The sequence below is a fragment of the Massiliimicrobium timonense genome, from assembly GCF_002160865.1.
Lineage (GTDB): Bacteria > Bacillota_I > Bacilli_A > Erysipelotrichales > Coprobacillaceae > Allocoprobacillus.
Window position 1 is genome coordinate 1 of sequence record NZ_NFLJ01000045.1, and the last position, 17,182, is coordinate 17,182.

15 protein-coding genes are annotated in these 17,182 nt (G+C 30.5%); 4 read left to right on the forward strand and 11 right to left on the reverse strand.

Annotated elements, in window-relative coordinates; genetic code table 11:
- From B5E75_RS12480 to mnmG, 8 genes are all read right to left on the reverse strand, one after another.
- Positions 1 to 158 (reverse strand): transaldolase family protein (locus B5E75_RS12480; RefSeq protein ID WP_275086220.1); only part of this gene is annotated, 158 nt, incomplete at its 3' end.
- A gap of 15 nt (positions 159 to 173) precedes the next feature.
- On the reverse strand, positions 174 to 1,091 hold the full coding sequence (locus B5E75_RS12485; RefSeq protein ID WP_087359736.1) for a glycyl-radical enzyme activating protein: 918 nt from the start codon (positions 1,089 to 1,091) through the stop codon (positions 174 to 176).
- Entirely contained in the window at positions 1,078 to 3,426 is a 2,349-nt protein-coding gene (locus B5E75_RS12490; protein ID WP_087359739.1) for a glycyl radical protein, read from the reverse strand. The genes B5E75_RS12485 and B5E75_RS12490 overlap by 14 nt, the downstream gene beginning before the upstream one ends.
- 9 nt (positions 3,427 to 3,435) lie before the next feature.
- Complete coding sequence (locus B5E75_RS12495) at positions 3,436 to 4,197, reverse strand: DeoR/GlpR family DNA-binding transcription regulator (protein WP_087359742.1); 762 nt, start codon at positions 4,195 to 4,197, stop codon at positions 3,436 to 3,438.
- Positions 4,198 to 4,287: 90 nt separating this feature from the next.
- Positions 4,288 to 5,142: a zinc ribbon domain-containing protein gene (locus B5E75_RS12500; RefSeq protein WP_087359745.1), complete on the reverse strand. Its 855-nt coding sequence runs from the start codon at positions 5,140 to 5,142 to the stop codon at positions 4,288 to 4,290.
- Between the two features lie 117 nt (positions 5,143 to 5,259).
- Positions 5,260 to 6,705, reverse strand: coding sequence for an ATP-binding protein (locus tag B5E75_RS12505; RefSeq protein WP_087359747.1), 1,446 nt, complete (start codon positions 6,703 to 6,705; stop codon positions 5,260 to 5,262).
- Positions 6,706 to 7,033: 328 nt separating this feature from the next.
- A complete protein-coding gene (gene rsmG / locus B5E75_RS12510; RefSeq protein WP_087359750.1) occupies positions 7,034 to 7,738 on the reverse strand; it encodes a 16S rRNA (guanine(527)-N(7))-methyltransferase RsmG in 705 nt (234 codons plus the stop codon).
- 9 nt (positions 7,739 to 7,747) lie between these two features.
- Positions 7,748 to 9,601 carry a tRNA uridine-5-carboxymethylaminomethyl(34) synthesis enzyme MnmG gene (gene mnmG, locus B5E75_RS12515; RefSeq protein ID WP_087359753.1) on the reverse strand — a complete coding sequence of 618 codons (1,854 nt, stop codon included), beginning with the start codon at positions 9,599 to 9,601 and terminating at the stop codon, positions 7,748 to 7,750.
- A gap of 162 nt (positions 9,602 to 9,763) precedes the next feature.
- On the opposite strand from mnmG, the gene B5E75_RS12520 reads away from it, so the two are divergent.
- Positions 9,764 to 10,141: a CoA-binding protein gene (locus tag B5E75_RS12520; RefSeq protein WP_087359756.1), complete on the forward strand. Its 378-nt coding sequence runs from the start codon at positions 9,764 to 9,766 to the stop codon at positions 10,139 to 10,141.
- A 24-nt stretch (positions 10,142 to 10,165) separates the two neighbouring features.
- On the opposite strand, the gene B5E75_RS12525 is transcribed toward B5E75_RS12520, so the two are convergent.
- Positions 10,166 to 10,681 (reverse strand): hypothetical protein, encoded by a 516-nt coding sequence (locus B5E75_RS12525; RefSeq protein ID WP_087359759.1) that lies wholly within the window; start codon positions 10,679 to 10,681, stop codon positions 10,166 to 10,168.
- Between the two features lie 165 nt (positions 10,682 to 10,846).
- Here B5E75_RS12525 and B5E75_RS12530 point away from each other — a divergent pair, with 165 nt between their 5' ends.
- The 3 genes from B5E75_RS12530 to B5E75_RS12540 all read left to right on the forward strand — a co-directional run bounded on the left by B5E75_RS12530 (position 10,847) and on the right by B5E75_RS12540 (position 14,598).
- Complete coding sequence (locus B5E75_RS12530; RefSeq protein WP_087359762.1) at positions 10,847 to 12,298, forward strand: PstS family phosphate ABC transporter substrate-binding protein; 1,452 nt, start codon at positions 10,847 to 10,849, stop codon at positions 12,296 to 12,298.
- Positions 12,299 to 12,314: 16 nt separating this feature from the next.
- Positions 12,315 to 12,851, forward strand: a complete 537-nt coding sequence (locus B5E75_RS12535) for a hypothetical protein (protein WP_087359765.1) — start codon at positions 12,315 to 12,317, stop codon at positions 12,849 to 12,851.
- A 148-nt stretch (positions 12,852 to 12,999) separates the two neighbouring features.
- Complete coding sequence (locus B5E75_RS12540) at positions 13,000 to 14,598, forward strand: potassium/proton antiporter (protein WP_087359768.1); 1,599 nt, start codon at positions 13,000 to 13,002, stop codon at positions 14,596 to 14,598.
- A 47-nt stretch (positions 14,599 to 14,645) separates the two neighbouring features.
- Here B5E75_RS12540 and B5E75_RS12545 read toward each other — a convergent pair whose 3' ends face one another.
- Together B5E75_RS12545 and nagB are read right to left on the reverse strand one after the other, a co-directional pair.
- On the reverse strand, positions 14,646 to 15,962 hold the full coding sequence (locus B5E75_RS12545) for a 6-phospho-beta-glucosidase (RefSeq protein ID WP_087359770.1): 1,317 nt from the start codon (positions 15,960 to 15,962) through the stop codon (positions 14,646 to 14,648).
- On the reverse strand, positions 15,949 to 16,698 hold the full coding sequence (nagB, locus tag B5E75_RS12550) for a glucosamine-6-phosphate deaminase (protein WP_087359773.1): 750 nt from the start codon (positions 16,696 to 16,698) through the stop codon (positions 15,949 to 15,951). The genes B5E75_RS12545 and nagB overlap by 14 nt, the downstream gene beginning before the upstream one ends.
- Positions 16,699 to 17,182 lie beyond the last annotated feature (484 nt).

Consider the following 17,182-nt stretch of genomic DNA (forward strand, 5'->3'; position numbering starts at 1 on the left):
TTCCCAATAATTTCTCTAATTGTTCGCATATGTTCAAAGAAATCCTTTGGATTTGTCTTTTTTACTATTGAAGGATTACTCGTTACACCAACAATAGGCATATATTCTACTGCTTCTTTTATTTCATTTAAATCAACTGTATCAATAATCAATTCCATTTTCTTTTCCTCCTGTTATTCCTTGATTAAATTTTTAATACCATTTTGATAAGTCATTTGATAAAATACTTCCATTTCATCATCTGTATATTTCTTATATTTTAAATCAATCCCATAATCAAAATCAACATATTCATATTTAGAAGAAGCCAAAGGATTATAATTTAATAATTCATAATATACTTCTGGATTAATATGTGATAAAAACTGACTGATAGATTGTAGGTTTTGTATAGTCGCTGTGATTTGTGGAATTAGTGGAGTACGGATAATGACTTTTTTCCAATGTTCACTTTTTAAAATATATTCTATATGCTTTTTAATAAGCGCTACTGACCCACCTACATACTTTTGATGTAATGCTTCATCATATATTTTTAAATCAATATAAATTTGATCTAGATAAGGCAAGGCTTTTTGAATGAGTTCTAATGATGTATATAATGTTGTTTCAATAGCTGTATGAATATGTTGTTGATGGCAACGTTTTAAAATATCAATTAAGAACTCTCCCTGCATCAATGGTTCCCCTCCAGAAAAAGTCACTCCACCACTATCACGATAAAAAACACGATCTGACTCAATTTCTTTCATCAACATATCAACATCATAATATTGACTGTCATAACGAATAGCTGATGATGGGCAGATATTAACAAGGTTATCAAAATCTCCTTGATAATCTTTATTGAAATAAGGTCTATCATTTTGATAAATCATTTGTCCTTCTTTCGCATACTTTTCACAACAACGACAATGTATACAGTTATTTTGAAAATAAATGGGTTTGCGTAAAGTTGAGATTCCTTCGGGATTTTGACACCAGATACAACGAAGGGGACAACCTTTGAAGAAAATCGTTGTACGAATCCCATCACCATCATGCACAGCAAATCTCTTAATATCAAAAACTAAAGCTTTAGATGTTGTCATATGTTGTCCTTTCAATGATTTCATCTTGTAATTTATGTGCTAACTCTACAAAATAAGCTGTATATCCTGCCACACGAATCGTTAATGATTTATGGAGCTGTGGATGAATCTTGGCATCTTGTAAATCTTCACGTCTGACAACATTAAATTGAATATGTGGAATTTTCAAATCAACAAAAGCTCTTAAAAAGTTTTCAAATTTGTTCATGCCATTTTTTGTTTGAAAAAACTCTGGTAAAAACTTCATATTCAATAAACCACCATTGGTTGTCAAACTATTATTTAAGCGTGATACTGATTTAAGAACTGCAGTTGGACCTTTTAAATCACGTCCATATACCGGTGACATACCACCATCAGCTAATGGCGTTAAAGCATTTCTTCCATCTGGCGAAGCTCCTACATTTTCTCCCATTGGTACATGTGCAGAAACGGTATACATTCCTGTATGGTAAGGCCCACCACGATAATTCGTATAATCTTTCATTCTTTCTCTAAAATACTCAGCCCATTTTGCTCCTAAACGATCAACCCATTCCACATCATTTCCATACTTAGGCACTTTATTCAATAGCATAGTCTGTATGATTTCATAGCCTTGAAAATCAGCCTGTAAAGCTTTCAATAATTTTCCAGCCTCAATCACACCATCATCATAAACCAACTTTTTCATTGCTGCTAATGAATCAGCCAGATTGGCAATTTGAATCATCTGGATACCAGATAAATTATACTTAGCACCACCTTTAGTCACATCCAATCCTTTTTCTAAACAATCATCAATGACTGATGATAAAAAGGCAGTAGGTAAACAATCTTGATGGGCTTTTTCAACAATAATTTCACATTGCATCATTTTTTCAATAAAATAATCGATTTGCTTTTGAAATGCATTTTCTAAATCATCAAATGTTTCATAAGTATCTAAACCACCTAAATCCAAACCTATTTGTTCATGTGTAAGCAAACATTTACCATGATTCAATGTTAGTTCTAACGCTTTATTCAAATTAAACATAGCAGCATCAGACCAACCCAAGTTATTTCCATGTGTTGTTAATTCAACACATCCTACAATCGCATAATTCAAAGCGTCTTTCTTTTCAATTCCTAAATCTATTAACGCATGGATAATCGCTTCATCATTGAAGAATTGAGGCATTCCACTTCCTTTAGATACAACTTCTATTGCCTTTTGCATTAATTCATGAGAACTATGACGATTTAATCTTACAGATAAATTAGGTTGTGGTAATCCTAAATCATATTGACATTGTAAGCAAAGCAAAGATAATTCATTATAAGTATCATTACCATTTTCATCAAGACCACCAATCGCAATGTTAAATCCAATTGGGAATCCCGCAAAATATTTCGCACTATTTTGATTACGTAAATAAACAATCTGATTAAATTTTAGCCATAAACATTCTAAGATGTCTAAAGCATCTGCCATAGATATTTTTCCAGCTTCAATATCTTTTTGATAATAGGGATATAAGTATTGATCCATTCTTCCAGGTGAAAATGAAGAAGCATTGGATTCCATATGCAACAATACAAATAAAAACCATAGTGATTGCACTGCTTCATGGAATGTTTCTGGTGGACGTTTTGTGAGATTTAAACAATTATTTGCGACAGTTTTCAAAGATTGTTGATAAGATCCTTCAACATCATGAATATTTTCCATAATCATATCATAATAACGTTTCATAAATGTACATGCACCTTGCATAACAAGAATAACACATTCATAAAATTCTTTTTGTGATTCATCACAAGTTTTTAATTTTTCTTGAGCTTGTTTCATCAATCCTTGTGGTCCAAGTTTCAACCACAAAGCCGTATCTGGGCAAATATGTCCTTGCGCATGATCTTTTTGATTAATTTTGACAACTTTTGCGATAGCTTGAATATCCTCTCCTCCACGATGTTTAATCACATCTTCCATCGTTTTCCCTTTCCAGTAAGGATAAATCTTTTCTCTAAATTCTTGGATATCCTCTTCTTTAACTAAGAATTGATCTTGGGGACGTGTTGGCAATGTTTCAAATTCCTTATCTATCCATGAACAACCACTCTCAGGAAAAACAACACCATATCTGACACCCTTTGTACGATTACCAACAATCAATTCCTCTTTTTCAAAACCTATTTCCAATTCTTCCATTGCTTTCTTTAAAGATAAAGCTCTTTTTTTAGGAACAGATAAAGATTCATTTTCCTGATAAACACGTGTAATGATACGAGCCTGTTCAATTGAAGCATAACGTGGTGAAGATAACATTTTCTCTTTTAATATTTGAATTCTTTGACTCATTAATTTTTCCATAGTCCCCTCCTACAACATCTCAATATCATAAATTTTCATATACTCTTGATAATCTTGATTCAATACATCACTTAAAATCAACCCATCTACATCTTTTAAATTTCCATAAATAAACTGTCCATCTTCACTTAGCTTTCTTGTTTCACACAAAAGATAATTTCTCTGACTCTGTTTCATAACCCTTTGTTTCATCAAACCATCTTCAATATAATATGTAGAAACATCTCCATTATTGAATTGAACGCCTACAACCCCTAAAAATGCTTTATCAATCTTAAATTGTTGAATCATCTGTAAAGATAATCCACCCCAAAAGCCATCTCTTTCCTTATTCAATTCACCACCAATAAAGACAACTGATATATTTTGATTATCTTTTAAGACATCTAATATTTCTATCATATTAGTGATGACAATAAGAGATAAAGAAGAAGCATTCAATAAATGAGCCACTTCTACATTTGTTCTTGAAATATCTAAATAAATCGTATCTTGATTTTCTAATAATGATATGACTTTTTTCGCTATTTCTTGGCGTTGCTTATCATTCATATCTTTACGCTGTATACTACTATACAAATGGGGATTTTTACGAAGACTCATAGCTCCTCCATAAGTCTTTTTCAATAATCCTTTTTTCTCTAAAAGACTTAAATCCTTACGGATACAATCTTCAGTCACCTGATATTTTAAGCTCAATTCCTTAACCTTAACATGACCAGATAAATTGACCTGCCTTACAATATCCTCTTGCCTTTCTTTTGCAAACATAGTCACCCTCATTTCTTATTCTTTATTATTTAATATTATTATATATTGTTTATTATTTATTTCAACATATTTTCTCAAATAGAAAAGACATCAGTTTTCACCAATGTCCTGTCCTAAAGATAAATAAACAAAATAATTATCATCACTACCTAAAGATTCACTGAAATAAACACTTGTATCATCCTGATAATCACTTACCACAAAACGTGTATCATCATCTTCATCAACTTTTAATTGAGATTTATATTGTTCAATAGACTGATAAATATCTATCTGAAATCTTTCATTTATTTTCTCTATAAGTGATGTATCCAAATAAATCGGATTTTCTCTTATACTTCCTTGATTCGTCCAAGATAAAGTGACAGACTGATGATACGGCTGTTGTTCAAGAAAACTCATAGAAGCCGTTAAACTCACAGTATCATATGTGCCATATACATTTATATAAGCACTATATTCATCTTCATAAATACTATAATTTTCAGAAACATCAACATCCATCAATAATTCATCAGTAAAGAAAGTTGTTAAATCATTTTCATGGTCCAACGCTAATTGTAAAGTTCCATCATCATCACCATTATCAATACCTTCCTGTAATGATTCACCCGTAAATTCTGTATAGTTATGACTATTATAATCTGTGACAATATTCCCTACAAACACTGCCATCCCCTGCCCTATAACAATCAAAGCTATAATAAAAATAATATATTTTTTAAAAGTTCGTGATTTTTTTTGTTGCGAAAAACGACCCGATGTTTGACTGCGTGATTGATAGAACTTCCTTTTTTTCTTTGGTTTAAAGATTTCTGGTTCTGGATATTCAGTAGATATTGTTTGACTATGAGTGATGTTTGAACTTCCTCGAACACGATAACCACAGTTAGGACATCTATCAGCTCCTGGAGGTATTTTTGTATCACATACGTCACAACGCATAAAACTCTCCCCTTTCCCCTAAATATGTCTATAAATATATTATAGTTGTTTATTAACAAAAATAGAAGAAAAGTTTACATATTTCGTCATAATCACTCCTATCCATAAATATTTTTTCTATTCTTTTAAAGTATAATATTTTTGATATCTGCTTCTTGGTTTTTCTGGAATCGTCATTTCTAATCGTCCTTCTTTTATAAGTGGTACAATATATTTGTTTGTTACATAGCTTGTTGTCTTAATATTTAAGAATCCCATAATTTCTTGTCGTGATCTTGGTATCTGACAAAATTCTAATAATTGATCATAATCATCTTTTTCATCAATATGTTGTTCTTCTTTTCTTTGATTATATAGAGTTACAACAAATTCATTTCTCAAATTTTGAAAAACCGGGTCAGGTAAATTCATTTTTCTCATCTCACGATAAATAGTGGGAATACCAGAATATCTATTTTCTGTATTTAGTAGAGATTCCGACATAGTTGCTAAAACAGGATTACGTAAATCAGGGCGAGAATGTCCTAAATCTTCAACTGTCATACGTCCATAAAGACCACCTGGACTATGAATTTCTAGACGATTTGAATAAAAATAAATCTGTATTGGTGTTCCTTCTGTATATTGACTATAATCACGATGAATCAAAGCATTTAAAATAATTTCTCGAATGGCATTAATAGGATATTCTGTGACATCCTCTCTATTTCCTGTTTGAGGATTAATGATTGTTTCTACTTTCATATTTCTTTGACAAAAAGCAATAGCACCATCAAGCATTTCAATCAAAGTTCCTTCTATTCTTTTATTATCTAAAAAACGTGCTCCTTGATTTGATAGATCACCTAAATTTTCTCCCGGCACAACAACTGCAATAATAGCCATTTGTGGCAGATATCCTTGAGGATATATCCCAAAATTCATCACGGCAGCAAGTGTTGGTATACCATTTCTAGAGATAGATAACATTTCATACACTTGTTCATCAGATAATTTTGAGAATCCTGGCTTATTAATTTTCATTGTTAAAATATATTTTTCTAATTCTTCTTTTCTCAATAAATCAAATGTCGCTCTTTCAATTGGTCTTTCATCATCATGAACATGTTTTTTAAACGCTTCATATGAGTAGATTTCATAGTCAGTCATAGGAAGATCGGCATCTCCAACACGAACATATGAGCCTTTGACTTTTCCTGCACCAGCATAATAACATGGTCTTTCTGTTATATCAACGGATGGAATTTCAGCACTACATATATCTAAACCATGATACTTAGCAACAGTAAACACTGCACGAGCAGGTGGAACCATTTGATTACATTGTTCTGTCACTTTCTTTTGTAAATCATGAACATCATATACACCTACAGCTTCAAAACCTTTTGTTTCATCTAATCCAAACAAAATAATTCCACCACCATCTTGATTAGAAAAACTAGATAAAGTATCATACAATCTCTTAGGACAACCACCATGAGCAGCTTTAACTTCAACTGTCTGTGTTTCGCTTTTCAATTGAGTAATTGATGATGTCAATTCTATAAGTTCTTCACTTAACATGATTTTCCTCCTTTAAAATTAAACTATTTTTTCATACATTCATTAATTATCATTTGTTTTCTAAATTCATTTTAGAATAATATTTCACTTAAATCAATAAAATTTAAGTTATTTTTCATTATTTCATTTAATATTTAAGTTATTTCTTTAATTATTCAGTTATTTTTTATTATTTGTTAACTTATTTTATCATTTCTTCACTTATTTATTATATATTTCAGTTATTTTTTTGAGTTATTTCATAATTTGTTCACTTATTTGTTTAGTTATTTTATTTATTATCAACTGAAATCATATAAATATACGAAAAAACGCATCAACTGATGCGTTATAATGGTTTCTTTTTAATTCTACTAAAATCTCTAGGATATTGAATGGGTGTATTCTTTACTTTATGTATATAAATATTACAACGATGATCATTTTCATCTGTTAATGTGAAGCTTTCTTGTTTCATGACTTTTCCACCAAGTTTTTCTATACCCTGTTTAGCTTCCTGTAATTCTTCTTGAGCTTTTAATCCTTTTAAAGTTATAAAATCTCCATCAACTTTTACTAAAGGTAAGCATAATTCATCTAAAATATTTAATCTGGCAACAGCTCTTGCTGTGACAATATCAAATGATTCACGATGTTTTTTCGCATATTCTTCTGCTCTTGAAGCCATAGCTTGAACATCTTTTAAATTTAAAACTTGAATCAAATGTTTTAAAAATGTAATACGCTTTGAAAGAGAATCTACAATTGTCACTTTTAATTCTGGATAAACAATCTTTAAAGGAATAGAAGGAAAACCCGCACCTGCTCCTACATCACATAAAGATTGATTGGATAATGCATAATCAAATGAAATTGTTAATGAATCATAAAAGTGTTTCAAATAAACATCTTCTTTTTGAGTAATGGCTGTTAAATTCATTTTTTGATTCCATTCAACTAATGTTTGATAATAGTTTTCAAACTGTTCAAGTTGTTTTGATGTTAAAGTGATACCTTTATCTAAAAGGGCTTGTATAAATTGTTCCTGATTCATATATACCTCTTAATAATGTTGTTTTAAAAAGATCAACAAGACTGAAATATCAGCTGGATTGATTCCTGAAATACGTGATGCCTGAGCAATCGTAACTGGTCGAATTTCAGATAATTTTTGTTTAGCTTCTAAAGAAAGATTTAAAACATCTTCATAATCAATATCTTGAGGAATCTGTTTTTCTTCCATTTTTCTTTGTTTTTCTACTTGTCTTAAAGTCTTATCAATATATCCTTTATATTTAATAAGAATTGTTACTCTTTTTTCTTCTTCTGAAGTTAAATGAGCATCTTCAATATAAGGCTTTAATTTTTGATAATCCATCTCTGGTCTCTGTAATAATCCTTTAGCACTGATACCTTCTTTTAAAGGTGTAGATCCTAGTTGTACTAATAATTCATTGATTTCATGTTTAGGCGTAAAACGAATACTATCCAATCTTTCTATTTCTTCATGAATATGATTCATCTTTTCAACATAAGCCTGATAAACATCTTCTTTCACTAATCTGGCATCATAACCATATTGTCTTAATCTTTCATCAGCATTATCATGTCTTAATAATAAACGATATTCAGCACGTGATGTCAACATACGATAAGGTTCTTTTGTCCCCTTTGTGACTAAATCATCAATCATAACACCAATATAAGCTTCATTTCTCTTTAAAATTAATGGTTCTTCATGATTGATTTTCTTTACAGCATTGATCCCTGCTATTAAACCTTGAGCAGCCGCTTCTTCATAACCACTTGTTCCATTGATTTGTCCTGCTGTAAAAAGATTTTTAATCACTTTTGTTTCTAATGATGGCCATAATTGTAATGGATCAATTGCATCATATTCTATCGCATAAGCATATTTTAAAATCTGACAGTTTTCCAATCCTGGAATCGTACGTATCATTTGTTCTTGAATATCATGAGGCATGGATGTTGAAAAACCTTGGACATAAATAGTATTCATTTCTTTGGATTCTGGTTCTAAGAAAATCTGATGTTGTGGTTTATCAGAAAATTTCACAACTTTATCTTCAATAGAAGGACAATATCTTGGTCCTATTCCTTTGACAATCCCAGAATACATACTACATTTTGATAAATTATCTTTAATAATTTGATGTGTTTTTTCATTTGTATATGTTAAATAACAAGGAGTTTGTTTTTCAATAGGAACAAATGTTGTTGTTTCATAACTAAAAGCGAGTGGTTCATCCGTTCCCGGTTGTAATTGTGTTTTTGAGTAATCCACACTATTGATTTCTACTCTTGGTGGTGTTCCTGTTTTCAATCTTTGAATACGAAAACCTAAATCTCTTAATTGATCAGATAAATATAATGATGGTTTTTCCTGATCAGGGCCACTCGGTGTCTTTTGATCTCCAACCATAACTTCAGCTTTTAAATAAGTTCCAGTTGTTAAAATGACAGTTTGACTGGCATATGTTTTTCCATCAGCTAAAGTCACACCTTTAACCGTCTGATTTTCAATAACTAATCCTTCCACCATAGCTTCAACAATATCCAAGTTTTCTTGTTGCTTTAAAATCTTTTGCATATAACGTGGATAAGCTTTCTTATCGGCTTGAGCACGTAATGACTGAACACCCGGACCTTTCGCCGTATTTAACATCTTCATCTGTAAATAAGTTGCATCTGCTGTTTTTCCCATCTGTCCACCTAAAGCATCAATTTCTCTAACAATGATACCTTTCGCCGGTCCTCCAATAGATGTATTACAAGGCATTGAACCCACATTATCAAAATGTGATGTTACCAATAGTGTTTTTTTACCAATTCTTGACGTTGCTAAACAAGCTTCAATACCTGCATGTCCACCACCCACAACAATGACATCATACATTATTCCTCACACTCCTTTAATCTGTTTCATATTAGCACAAAATATTCATATTATCAAATTGAATTATTGATACATCTTCAACAGAGAAAACTTTTTGGTATCTTGAAGTTTTCTTGTGCATAAAATAAAGCATATGTTATAATACTTTTGAGGTGAAAATGTATGAATCCTAAAGACATATTAGAAAAATATTATCATTTTGCAGTTGTGGGAGTTACTCCCAATCAAGAAAAATATGGTTATAAAATATTTAAACGTTTATTAGAAAAAGGATATCAAACTTATGGTGTATCTCCTATTTATCAAAATATAGATGATATCCCAACATATCCAAATCTAGAAGCAATAGATCATCCTATAGATGTTGTGGTTTTTGTCGTCAGTCCAAAATACGCTTATGACTATGTTGATGAAATGTCTGGCATTGGTATTCGTTATGCATGGATGCAACCAGGAACATATGATGACCAGTTATTACAATATATGCACGATCAAGGTATTACACCTGTTCCTGCCTGTATCTTAGTGGAAACAGAATAAATCAGCCCATCAAGGCTGATTTTTTCAATTTTGTATAATTTGATGATTTTGATCATATAAAGTCCAATCAGCTATATGACATGAACTCCCCTCTAACATATAAATATCAAGAATATAGGAATCATTCATTTCTTTTTTATAAACTTTCCCATTATTCACAAAAGAATATTGAGAGGCATTTTGTTTATTCTTTCCATAAACAACAACCATAGCCTGATGAGAATCTGCATAATTGAAAGTATCTATATCCTTTGAAGAAGAACTCTCTCCCCAAAATTGATAGTTATCCATCCATAAATTATGAACATTTTCATAAATAAGCAAATGACTTCGAGCTTGATTATCTTGATAAACTATAAAATACAAACCATCCTGATATTTTACTTTTTCAATCGTTTCAAAATGACGATCTCTTTTTGATATATCTTGAATAAGATAACTATAAAAATCTTGGCTTTGATGACTCATCATAAATAAGCACCCTATAACCAGTAATATCAAACAAATCAAAACATAAAAATATTTCTTTATAACATTCATGAATCATTCTCCTCATATGTCATCTTTTTTATAGAATGTCATAATTTTTATTTTTGTTCGACTCATTTTTATAAATATTTTATTAATTTTATGTTAAACAAAAAGATATTTTCATTTGTTATACACATCTTTATAGTACAATATCTTTAAGAGGTGATATCCATTATGAAAGACTATCTTAAATACTTTATTTTTCGCTATGTTCTTCTTTATTTCGTTTTATCTTTCATTTGTCTTTTCATTATGCCCACTACTGCTTTTATCATTATGACAATCCTTGTTGTATTATTTACTTACTATCTGAAAAGAAAAAATCGTCTTTATCCACATCAATTTCAAATCCAATTAACAATCATCCTTATCATTTTAGTTTGCTTAACCATTGTCAGTTTATTATCTCAAGGATATCTTTCTTTTCAGTTATGGAATTATTACTACATACTCTATTTTCCTTTTGCTTTATTTTTACTTCTATGCTCCTTGACTGCCCATTATCAGTTAATGATATTTGGTCCTATTCTTCTTTTGTTCATTCAATTAGTAAGTCTTTATGTTTTTAGTCAAGCTCAAATTCCTATAAAGAAATACATCGTTAAAATTCTATGTCTAGTCCTTCTTTGTACAACAAGTTTTTATGTATACCAAACATCACCTGCCAGAAAATATAGTGGTGGTCATGGCTTTGACTATATGAATGGTTATTCCAGCACTGACTTATCTCCTTTTTATCCATATACTGAAGATAGTCAACTTGTCGAACTTCAAGAACCAAGTACCTTTATCATTGAAAATGAAGAAGATATGCCTGTTCTTGATGGTGCGGAAGCTTGTTATCCTGTTTATAGTGCTATTGCGAAAGCCGTTTATAAAGATATTGATCAAATAGAAAAAGCATATAGTGAGTCAGAAGATTACAATTATTATAATACTAATGGCAAAATTGTCACATTTACTAATACATCTGTTGGTTATACCCGTTTAATCAATGGGAATATTGATATGTTCTTTGGCGCAAAACCTTCAAAATCACAATTAGCAGAAGCCAAAGAAGCTGGTGTCGAATTTGAATATACACCTATCGGTCAGGAAGCTTTTGTCTTCTTTGTGAATAAAGATAATCCTGTATCTAATCTATCGACTCAACAAATTAAAGATATTTATCATGGTGATATAACAAACTGGCAGAAAGTTGGTGGACTAAACAAAGACATTCTTGCTTTTCAAAGACCAGAAAGATCTGGCAGCCAAGCCATGATGACTTACTTTATGGGAGATATTCCATTAAAAGAGCCTTTACAATATGAATACATATCAGGTATGTCAGGTATCATTTCAGATACAGCCCAATATAATGGTGAAAAAGATGCTATTGGATATACGTTTAGGTACTTCCTGGAAGGTTTACATCAAGAAGAAGATGTGAAAATATTATCTGTTGATGGTGTTGAGCCAACGACTGAAAATATTAAAAATCAGACATATCCTATATCTACTTATTTATATTGTGTGACTTTAAAATCAAATCAGAAAGAAAATGTTAAAAAATTAAAAGACTATCTTCTCTCTTCACAGGGACAATATATTATTGAAAAAACAGGTTATTGTGCATTAAATTAGAAAAGGAGTTCCATTCATGAAAAAAGTAATCAGCTTATCACTTTTGGTCATCATTATGATAATCATCTGTCTATTTTGTTTAAGTCCAATAACAAAGGATTCGATGACACATGTTGCAAAAGAAGACACACTATATTCCAAAGCCTTAGACTATGTCATATCCAAACAAAAGAATGCTTCTTATAATAAAGATAAGGAAGACTATCATATTTTTACAGATTATATTCCTTATGGTATTGAAGAAACAGGTCATTATCAACATATCTTTATGTGGATACATTTAGAAAGTTTCTATGTGTTGAATGATGAACTTATTCAAGATGAAAGCTTTTCTATTCCTTATAAAATCACTTACAAAGATAACCAGGTCATTCAATGTGAAACGCCGGAAAGTGGAAATCTTTATATTGATTCTATTCAAAGGCTATTTCCACCTCAAATACAAAATCATATCTTAAATCACTCATCCCATTCATTTGATTTAAGTCAACAAATTCAAGAGTACTATGCTTATCTTCCTTCACCAGATATAGCTCATACTGTCTGTTATTAAGCTTGCTATAACGAACAGTTTAAAACTTATTAATGAATAAAATCTTTGTATAGTATTTATTCTCTATACAAAGATTTTCGTTTTCCCATCTTTTGTTATTATGGGATACACAAATATATGATATAGTTTGGAAAAAGGAGATGATGCGATGGATTTATATTTTGTATTAGTTGGATGTGTTATTCTTATATGTATTTTATTAAATCGTTTTTTAGATAAATTGGCTATTCCTTCTCTTTTGTTTTTTATTCTTTTAGGCATGCTTTTAGGTGAAAATGGTATTTTAGGTGTTGTTTTTAATGATTATCAGATTGCCGAAATGATTTGTTCAACCAGTTTGATATTCATTATGTTCTTTGGTGGTTTTGGAACCAATTTGAAAGTAGCCAAACCAGTGATTATCAAATCTATTGTCTTATCAACACTGGGTGTCTTATTAACAGCATTGCTGGTTGCGGGATCTGTTTATTATGTTTTAGATTTATCATGGTTACAGAGTTTATTAATTGGATCCGTCATTTCTTCTACTGATGCTACATCTGTCTTTAACATTTTACGTTCTCGTCATTTATCTTTAAAGTATGGAACAGACTCACTATTAGAAATTGAATCAGGATCGAATGACCCTGTTTCATATATGTTAACAATATCTGTGATTATGATTATGACAGGACAAAACATATCTTTACCAGTTATGATTTTTCAACAAATCATCTTTGGTTTATTATGTGGTTTTTGTATTGGAAAAATCATAGTGAAAATTTTAAATGAAGTTCATGTCAATGAAAGCTATGAAAATACAGTTATTATTTTTGCAAGCAGTATTATCACTTATGCTTTTTCTAATCTGATTGGTGGAAATGGATATTTAAGTGTTTATATTTGTGGCATCATTTTAGGTAATAGTTATATTCCTCATAAAAAAGACATGGTTCATTTTTATGAAACTCTTACAAAAATGGCACAAGTCTTAATCTTCTTTTTACTAGGATTACTTGTCACACCATCTGAACTTCCAGAAGTTATTATTCCTGCCATTTTGATTATGATTTTCTTAACATTTGTAGCTCGTCCTTTATCTATTTCTGTACTCCTTGGTATGTTTCGTTCACCATTGCGACAAATGACCGTTGTATCATGGGCAGGATTAAGAGGTGTTGCATCAATCGTCTTTGCGATATATGCTGTGCTTTATCAAGTTAATTTACCATTTGATTTATTTAACCTTGTCTTTTGTATTGTCTTATTTTCACTTTCTATTCAAGGCTCACTTCTACCATGGATTTCAAAGAAATGTCATATGATTAACCCACAAGTTGATATATTACGTACATTTAATGATTATCAGGAAGATAATGATATGTGTTTTGTGAAAATGAAAATAGGACCTAATCATCATTTTAAAAATCTAAAGCTTAAAGATATTAATGCTGATGATTTGTTAGTCATTTTAATCGCAAGAGATCACCAAACTTTAATTCCTAATGGTGATACAGAAATATTAGAAGGAGATTTACTTGTTTTAGCCGCAAAGCAATTTGAAAACAGAGAAAACATTCGTTTAGATGAAACCCATATTCATTCATCACATAAATGGAAAGATAAGCTTGTTAAGGATATTTCTTTACCTGCTAAACAGTTAATTATCATGATTCAAAGAAATCATCAATCTATTATTCCTAATGGAACAACGCCTATTTTAGAAAATGATATTCTTGTGACAATTGAAACACAGGATGAAATATAAATATGGAAAAAGACTTCAAAATTCAATTGTTTGAAGTCTTTTTATCATTATTTATAAAATTGAGGTAGGTATTTTTTATGGGCTTCTAGCATTTCATCTAATATCTTTTTAGCAGTGATTTCACTTTGAACAAGAGGGTTAATTGTCATCGCAACTAATGCATCATCATAATTTCCACTTAGTGCAACATTTGTTGTTAAAATTTCAAAAGCTTTTAACTGATGAATTAAACCAACTGTTTGTAAAGGAAGCTCTCCGACTGGGATAGGAACAGGTCCATCTTTTGTGATTTTACAGCTCACTTCCACAACAACATCATCAGGCATATTAGAAATAGCACCTTTATTTAAAGTATCAACAACTTGTATATCACCTTTATCATTATATAATGACGAAATCAAGTTGCAAGCTGCATCACTATAATATGCTCCACCACGTTGTTCCAATTCTTTTGGTTTAACATCAAGATTTTCATCTTTATATTTTTCAAATAATTCTTTTTCAACCTTTTTAACAACTTGTGCTCGACATTGTCCTTTTGCAGCATCTTCCTGACAATGTTCTAACATTTGTTGTTTTTGTAAGTAATAGCGTAAATATCCAATACCTAAATATCCATAACTATTTAAAAATTCATTTGACCAAGGTATATCTACAATATTTTTCAAAGATTCACTATTTCCCTGATCAATCATTGTATCAATCAATTTTCGATTCGCATTTTCTCCATTCAATGTAATATCTAATGCATAAATCATATGATTGATACCACCGATTTTAACATCTAATTCATCATTGTCTTGAACATTTAAAATATGTTCAATATCTTTAATCATATTCACTGGTCCATTACATAAACCAATAAATTTCTTCCATCCTGTATGTCTAAAAACAGCTTCGGCATTAATACCCGATGGATTCGTAAATGAAATAATCCATGCGTTTGGACATAATTTTTCACAATCCTTAATAATATCAAAGATAACAGGTATTGTTCTTAAAGCTTTAAACATACCTCCTGGACCATTTGTTTCTTGTCCAATGACACCATATTTTAAAGGAATCAATTCATCTTTTTCTCTCGCATCTAATTGCCCAACTCTAAATTGAGTTGTGACAAAATCTGCATCTTTCAATGCTTCCTGACGATCAAGAGTCATATAAATCTTCATAGGGATTCCTGCTTTTTTCACCATTCTTTTTGCAAGATTTCCTACAATTTCCAACTTATGTTTCCCTTCTTCAATATCAACAAGCCATAATTCTCTAACAGGTAATTCATCATATCTTTTGATAAATCCTTCAATCAGTTCAGGTGTATAGGAAGAACCACCACCAATTGTTACTATTTTAACGCTTTTCATAATCTTCCTCCTTCAATTGACTCGCTGCATTTCTATCAAGGCAGACAATCACACTTGGATGTCTTTGAATAATAGAGCTAGGAAAATCTGGTGTCACTTCACCATAAATCATTCTTTTCACTAAATCAGCTTTCTTTTCTCCCTTAGCCATCATGATCAGTTGTTTTGCTTTCATGATTGTACCAATTCCCTGTGTGACACCTTGTGTAGGAACATCTTCAATATGATCAAATCCATAATCAAGTGAACTTTCTATAGATTCTTGATGTAAATTCACAACATGACATGCTCCATCAAGTGGACTTCCTGGCTCATTATAAGCAATGTGTCCATCCATTCCAATTCCTAAAATTTGGATATCAATAGGATTTTGTTCAATCAATGTTTCATATCTTTGACATTCCTCATCCATATCTTCTTTTGAGCCATCCAATGCATTGATATTTTCAGGTAAAATATCAATGTGGGAAAAAAGTTCATTTTTCATTGCTGAAGCAAAACTTCTAGGATGTTCCGGTTTCAATCCAACATACTCATCTAAATTAAAAGCTTGTACATTTTGAAAACTCACTTTGTGATTCTGATAGCTATCAATAAAATATTGATAAACACCTAATGGTGTTGAACCAGTCGCAAAACCAATTGTTGCTTGATCATGTTGTCGGATAAAATCACATATCGTTTCTCCTACATAAGCATCAAGCTTTTTTTCTTCATCAAAAACAAGAATTTTCATAATGACCTCCTCTTTTATTCTGCTCGTTCTTTTTTCTTAGCGTTATCTATTGCTTTTACAAATAGAAAATAAATATTAATAATGATACCATCAACCCTAAAGACATCAAATCGCATATAGAACAGCGTTATCATAATAATATGGTATCATTATTATAGTGTTTAAAACAATAGAAATTCTAAAAATAATGGCTTCATAAAAAATAAAATGTACTTTTTTGGTTGTTTAAAGATGATATAACCTTACTTTGATTTTCTCAAATAAAAATACGATTCCCTAGTAAACATATCTTTCATCATTGATAATGTCTGCTTATTTGAATCGTATTAACTTCCCTTTATTCAATATTATTTAAATCATCATTATTTATTTTTTAAGAATACATGCCATATTTTGACCAGTATTTTTCATATTTTCTATTCCTTCTAAATCACTTTCAACTTCTCTAGATAATTGACTATAAACCATATTCCAATATGTTGAT

Excerpts from the sequence above, each read along its gene's own strand:
- B5E75_RS12520 (WP_087359756.1), top strand. The coding sequence starts at position 9,764 with ATGAATCCTAAAGACATATTAGAAAAATATTATCATTTTGCAGTTGTG.
- B5E75_RS12495 (WP_087359742.1), bottom strand. The coding sequence starts at position 4,197 with ATGTTTGCAAAAGAAAGGCAAGAGGATATTGTAAGGCAGGTCAATTTA.
- mnmG (WP_087359753.1), bottom strand. The coding sequence starts at position 9,601 with ATGTATGATGTCATTGTTGTGGGTGGTGGACATGCAGGTATTGAAGCT.
- B5E75_RS12535 (WP_087359765.1), top strand. The coding sequence starts at position 12,315 with ATGAAAAAAGTAATCAGCTTATCACTTTTGGTCATCATTATGATAATC.
- B5E75_RS12500 (WP_087359745.1), bottom strand. The coding sequence starts at position 5,142 with ATGCGTTGTGACGTATGTGATACAAAAATACCTCCAGGAGCTGATAGA.
- B5E75_RS12540 (WP_087359768.1), top strand. The coding sequence starts at position 13,000 with ATGGATTTATATTTTGTATTAGTTGGATGTGTTATTCTTATATGTATT.
- B5E75_RS12485 (WP_087359736.1), bottom strand. The coding sequence starts at position 1,091 with ATGACAACATCTAAAGCTTTAGTTTTTGATATTAAGAGATTTGCTGTG.
- rsmG (WP_087359750.1), bottom strand. The coding sequence starts at position 7,738 with ATGAATCAGGAACAATTTATACAAGCCCTTTTAGATAAAGGTATCACT.
- B5E75_RS12530 (WP_087359762.1), top strand. The coding sequence starts at position 10,847 with ATGAAAGACTATCTTAAATACTTTATTTTTCGCTATGTTCTTCTTTAT.
- B5E75_RS12490 (WP_087359739.1), bottom strand. The coding sequence starts at position 3,426 with ATGGAAAAATTAATGAGTCAAAGAATTCAAATATTAAAAGAGAAAATG.
- B5E75_RS12525 (WP_087359759.1), bottom strand. The coding sequence starts at position 10,681 with ATGAATGTTATAAAGAAATATTTTTATGTTTTGATTTGTTTGATATTA.
- B5E75_RS12545 (WP_087359770.1), bottom strand. The coding sequence starts at position 15,962 with ATGAAAAGCGTTAAAATAGTAACAATTGGTGGTGGTTCTTCCTATACA.
- nagB (WP_087359773.1), bottom strand. The coding sequence starts at position 16,698 with ATGAAAATTCTTGTTTTTGATGAAGAAAAAAAGCTTGATGCTTATGTA.
- B5E75_RS12505 (WP_087359747.1), bottom strand. The coding sequence starts at position 6,705 with ATGTTAAGTGAAGAACTTATAGAATTGACATCATCAATTACTCAATTG.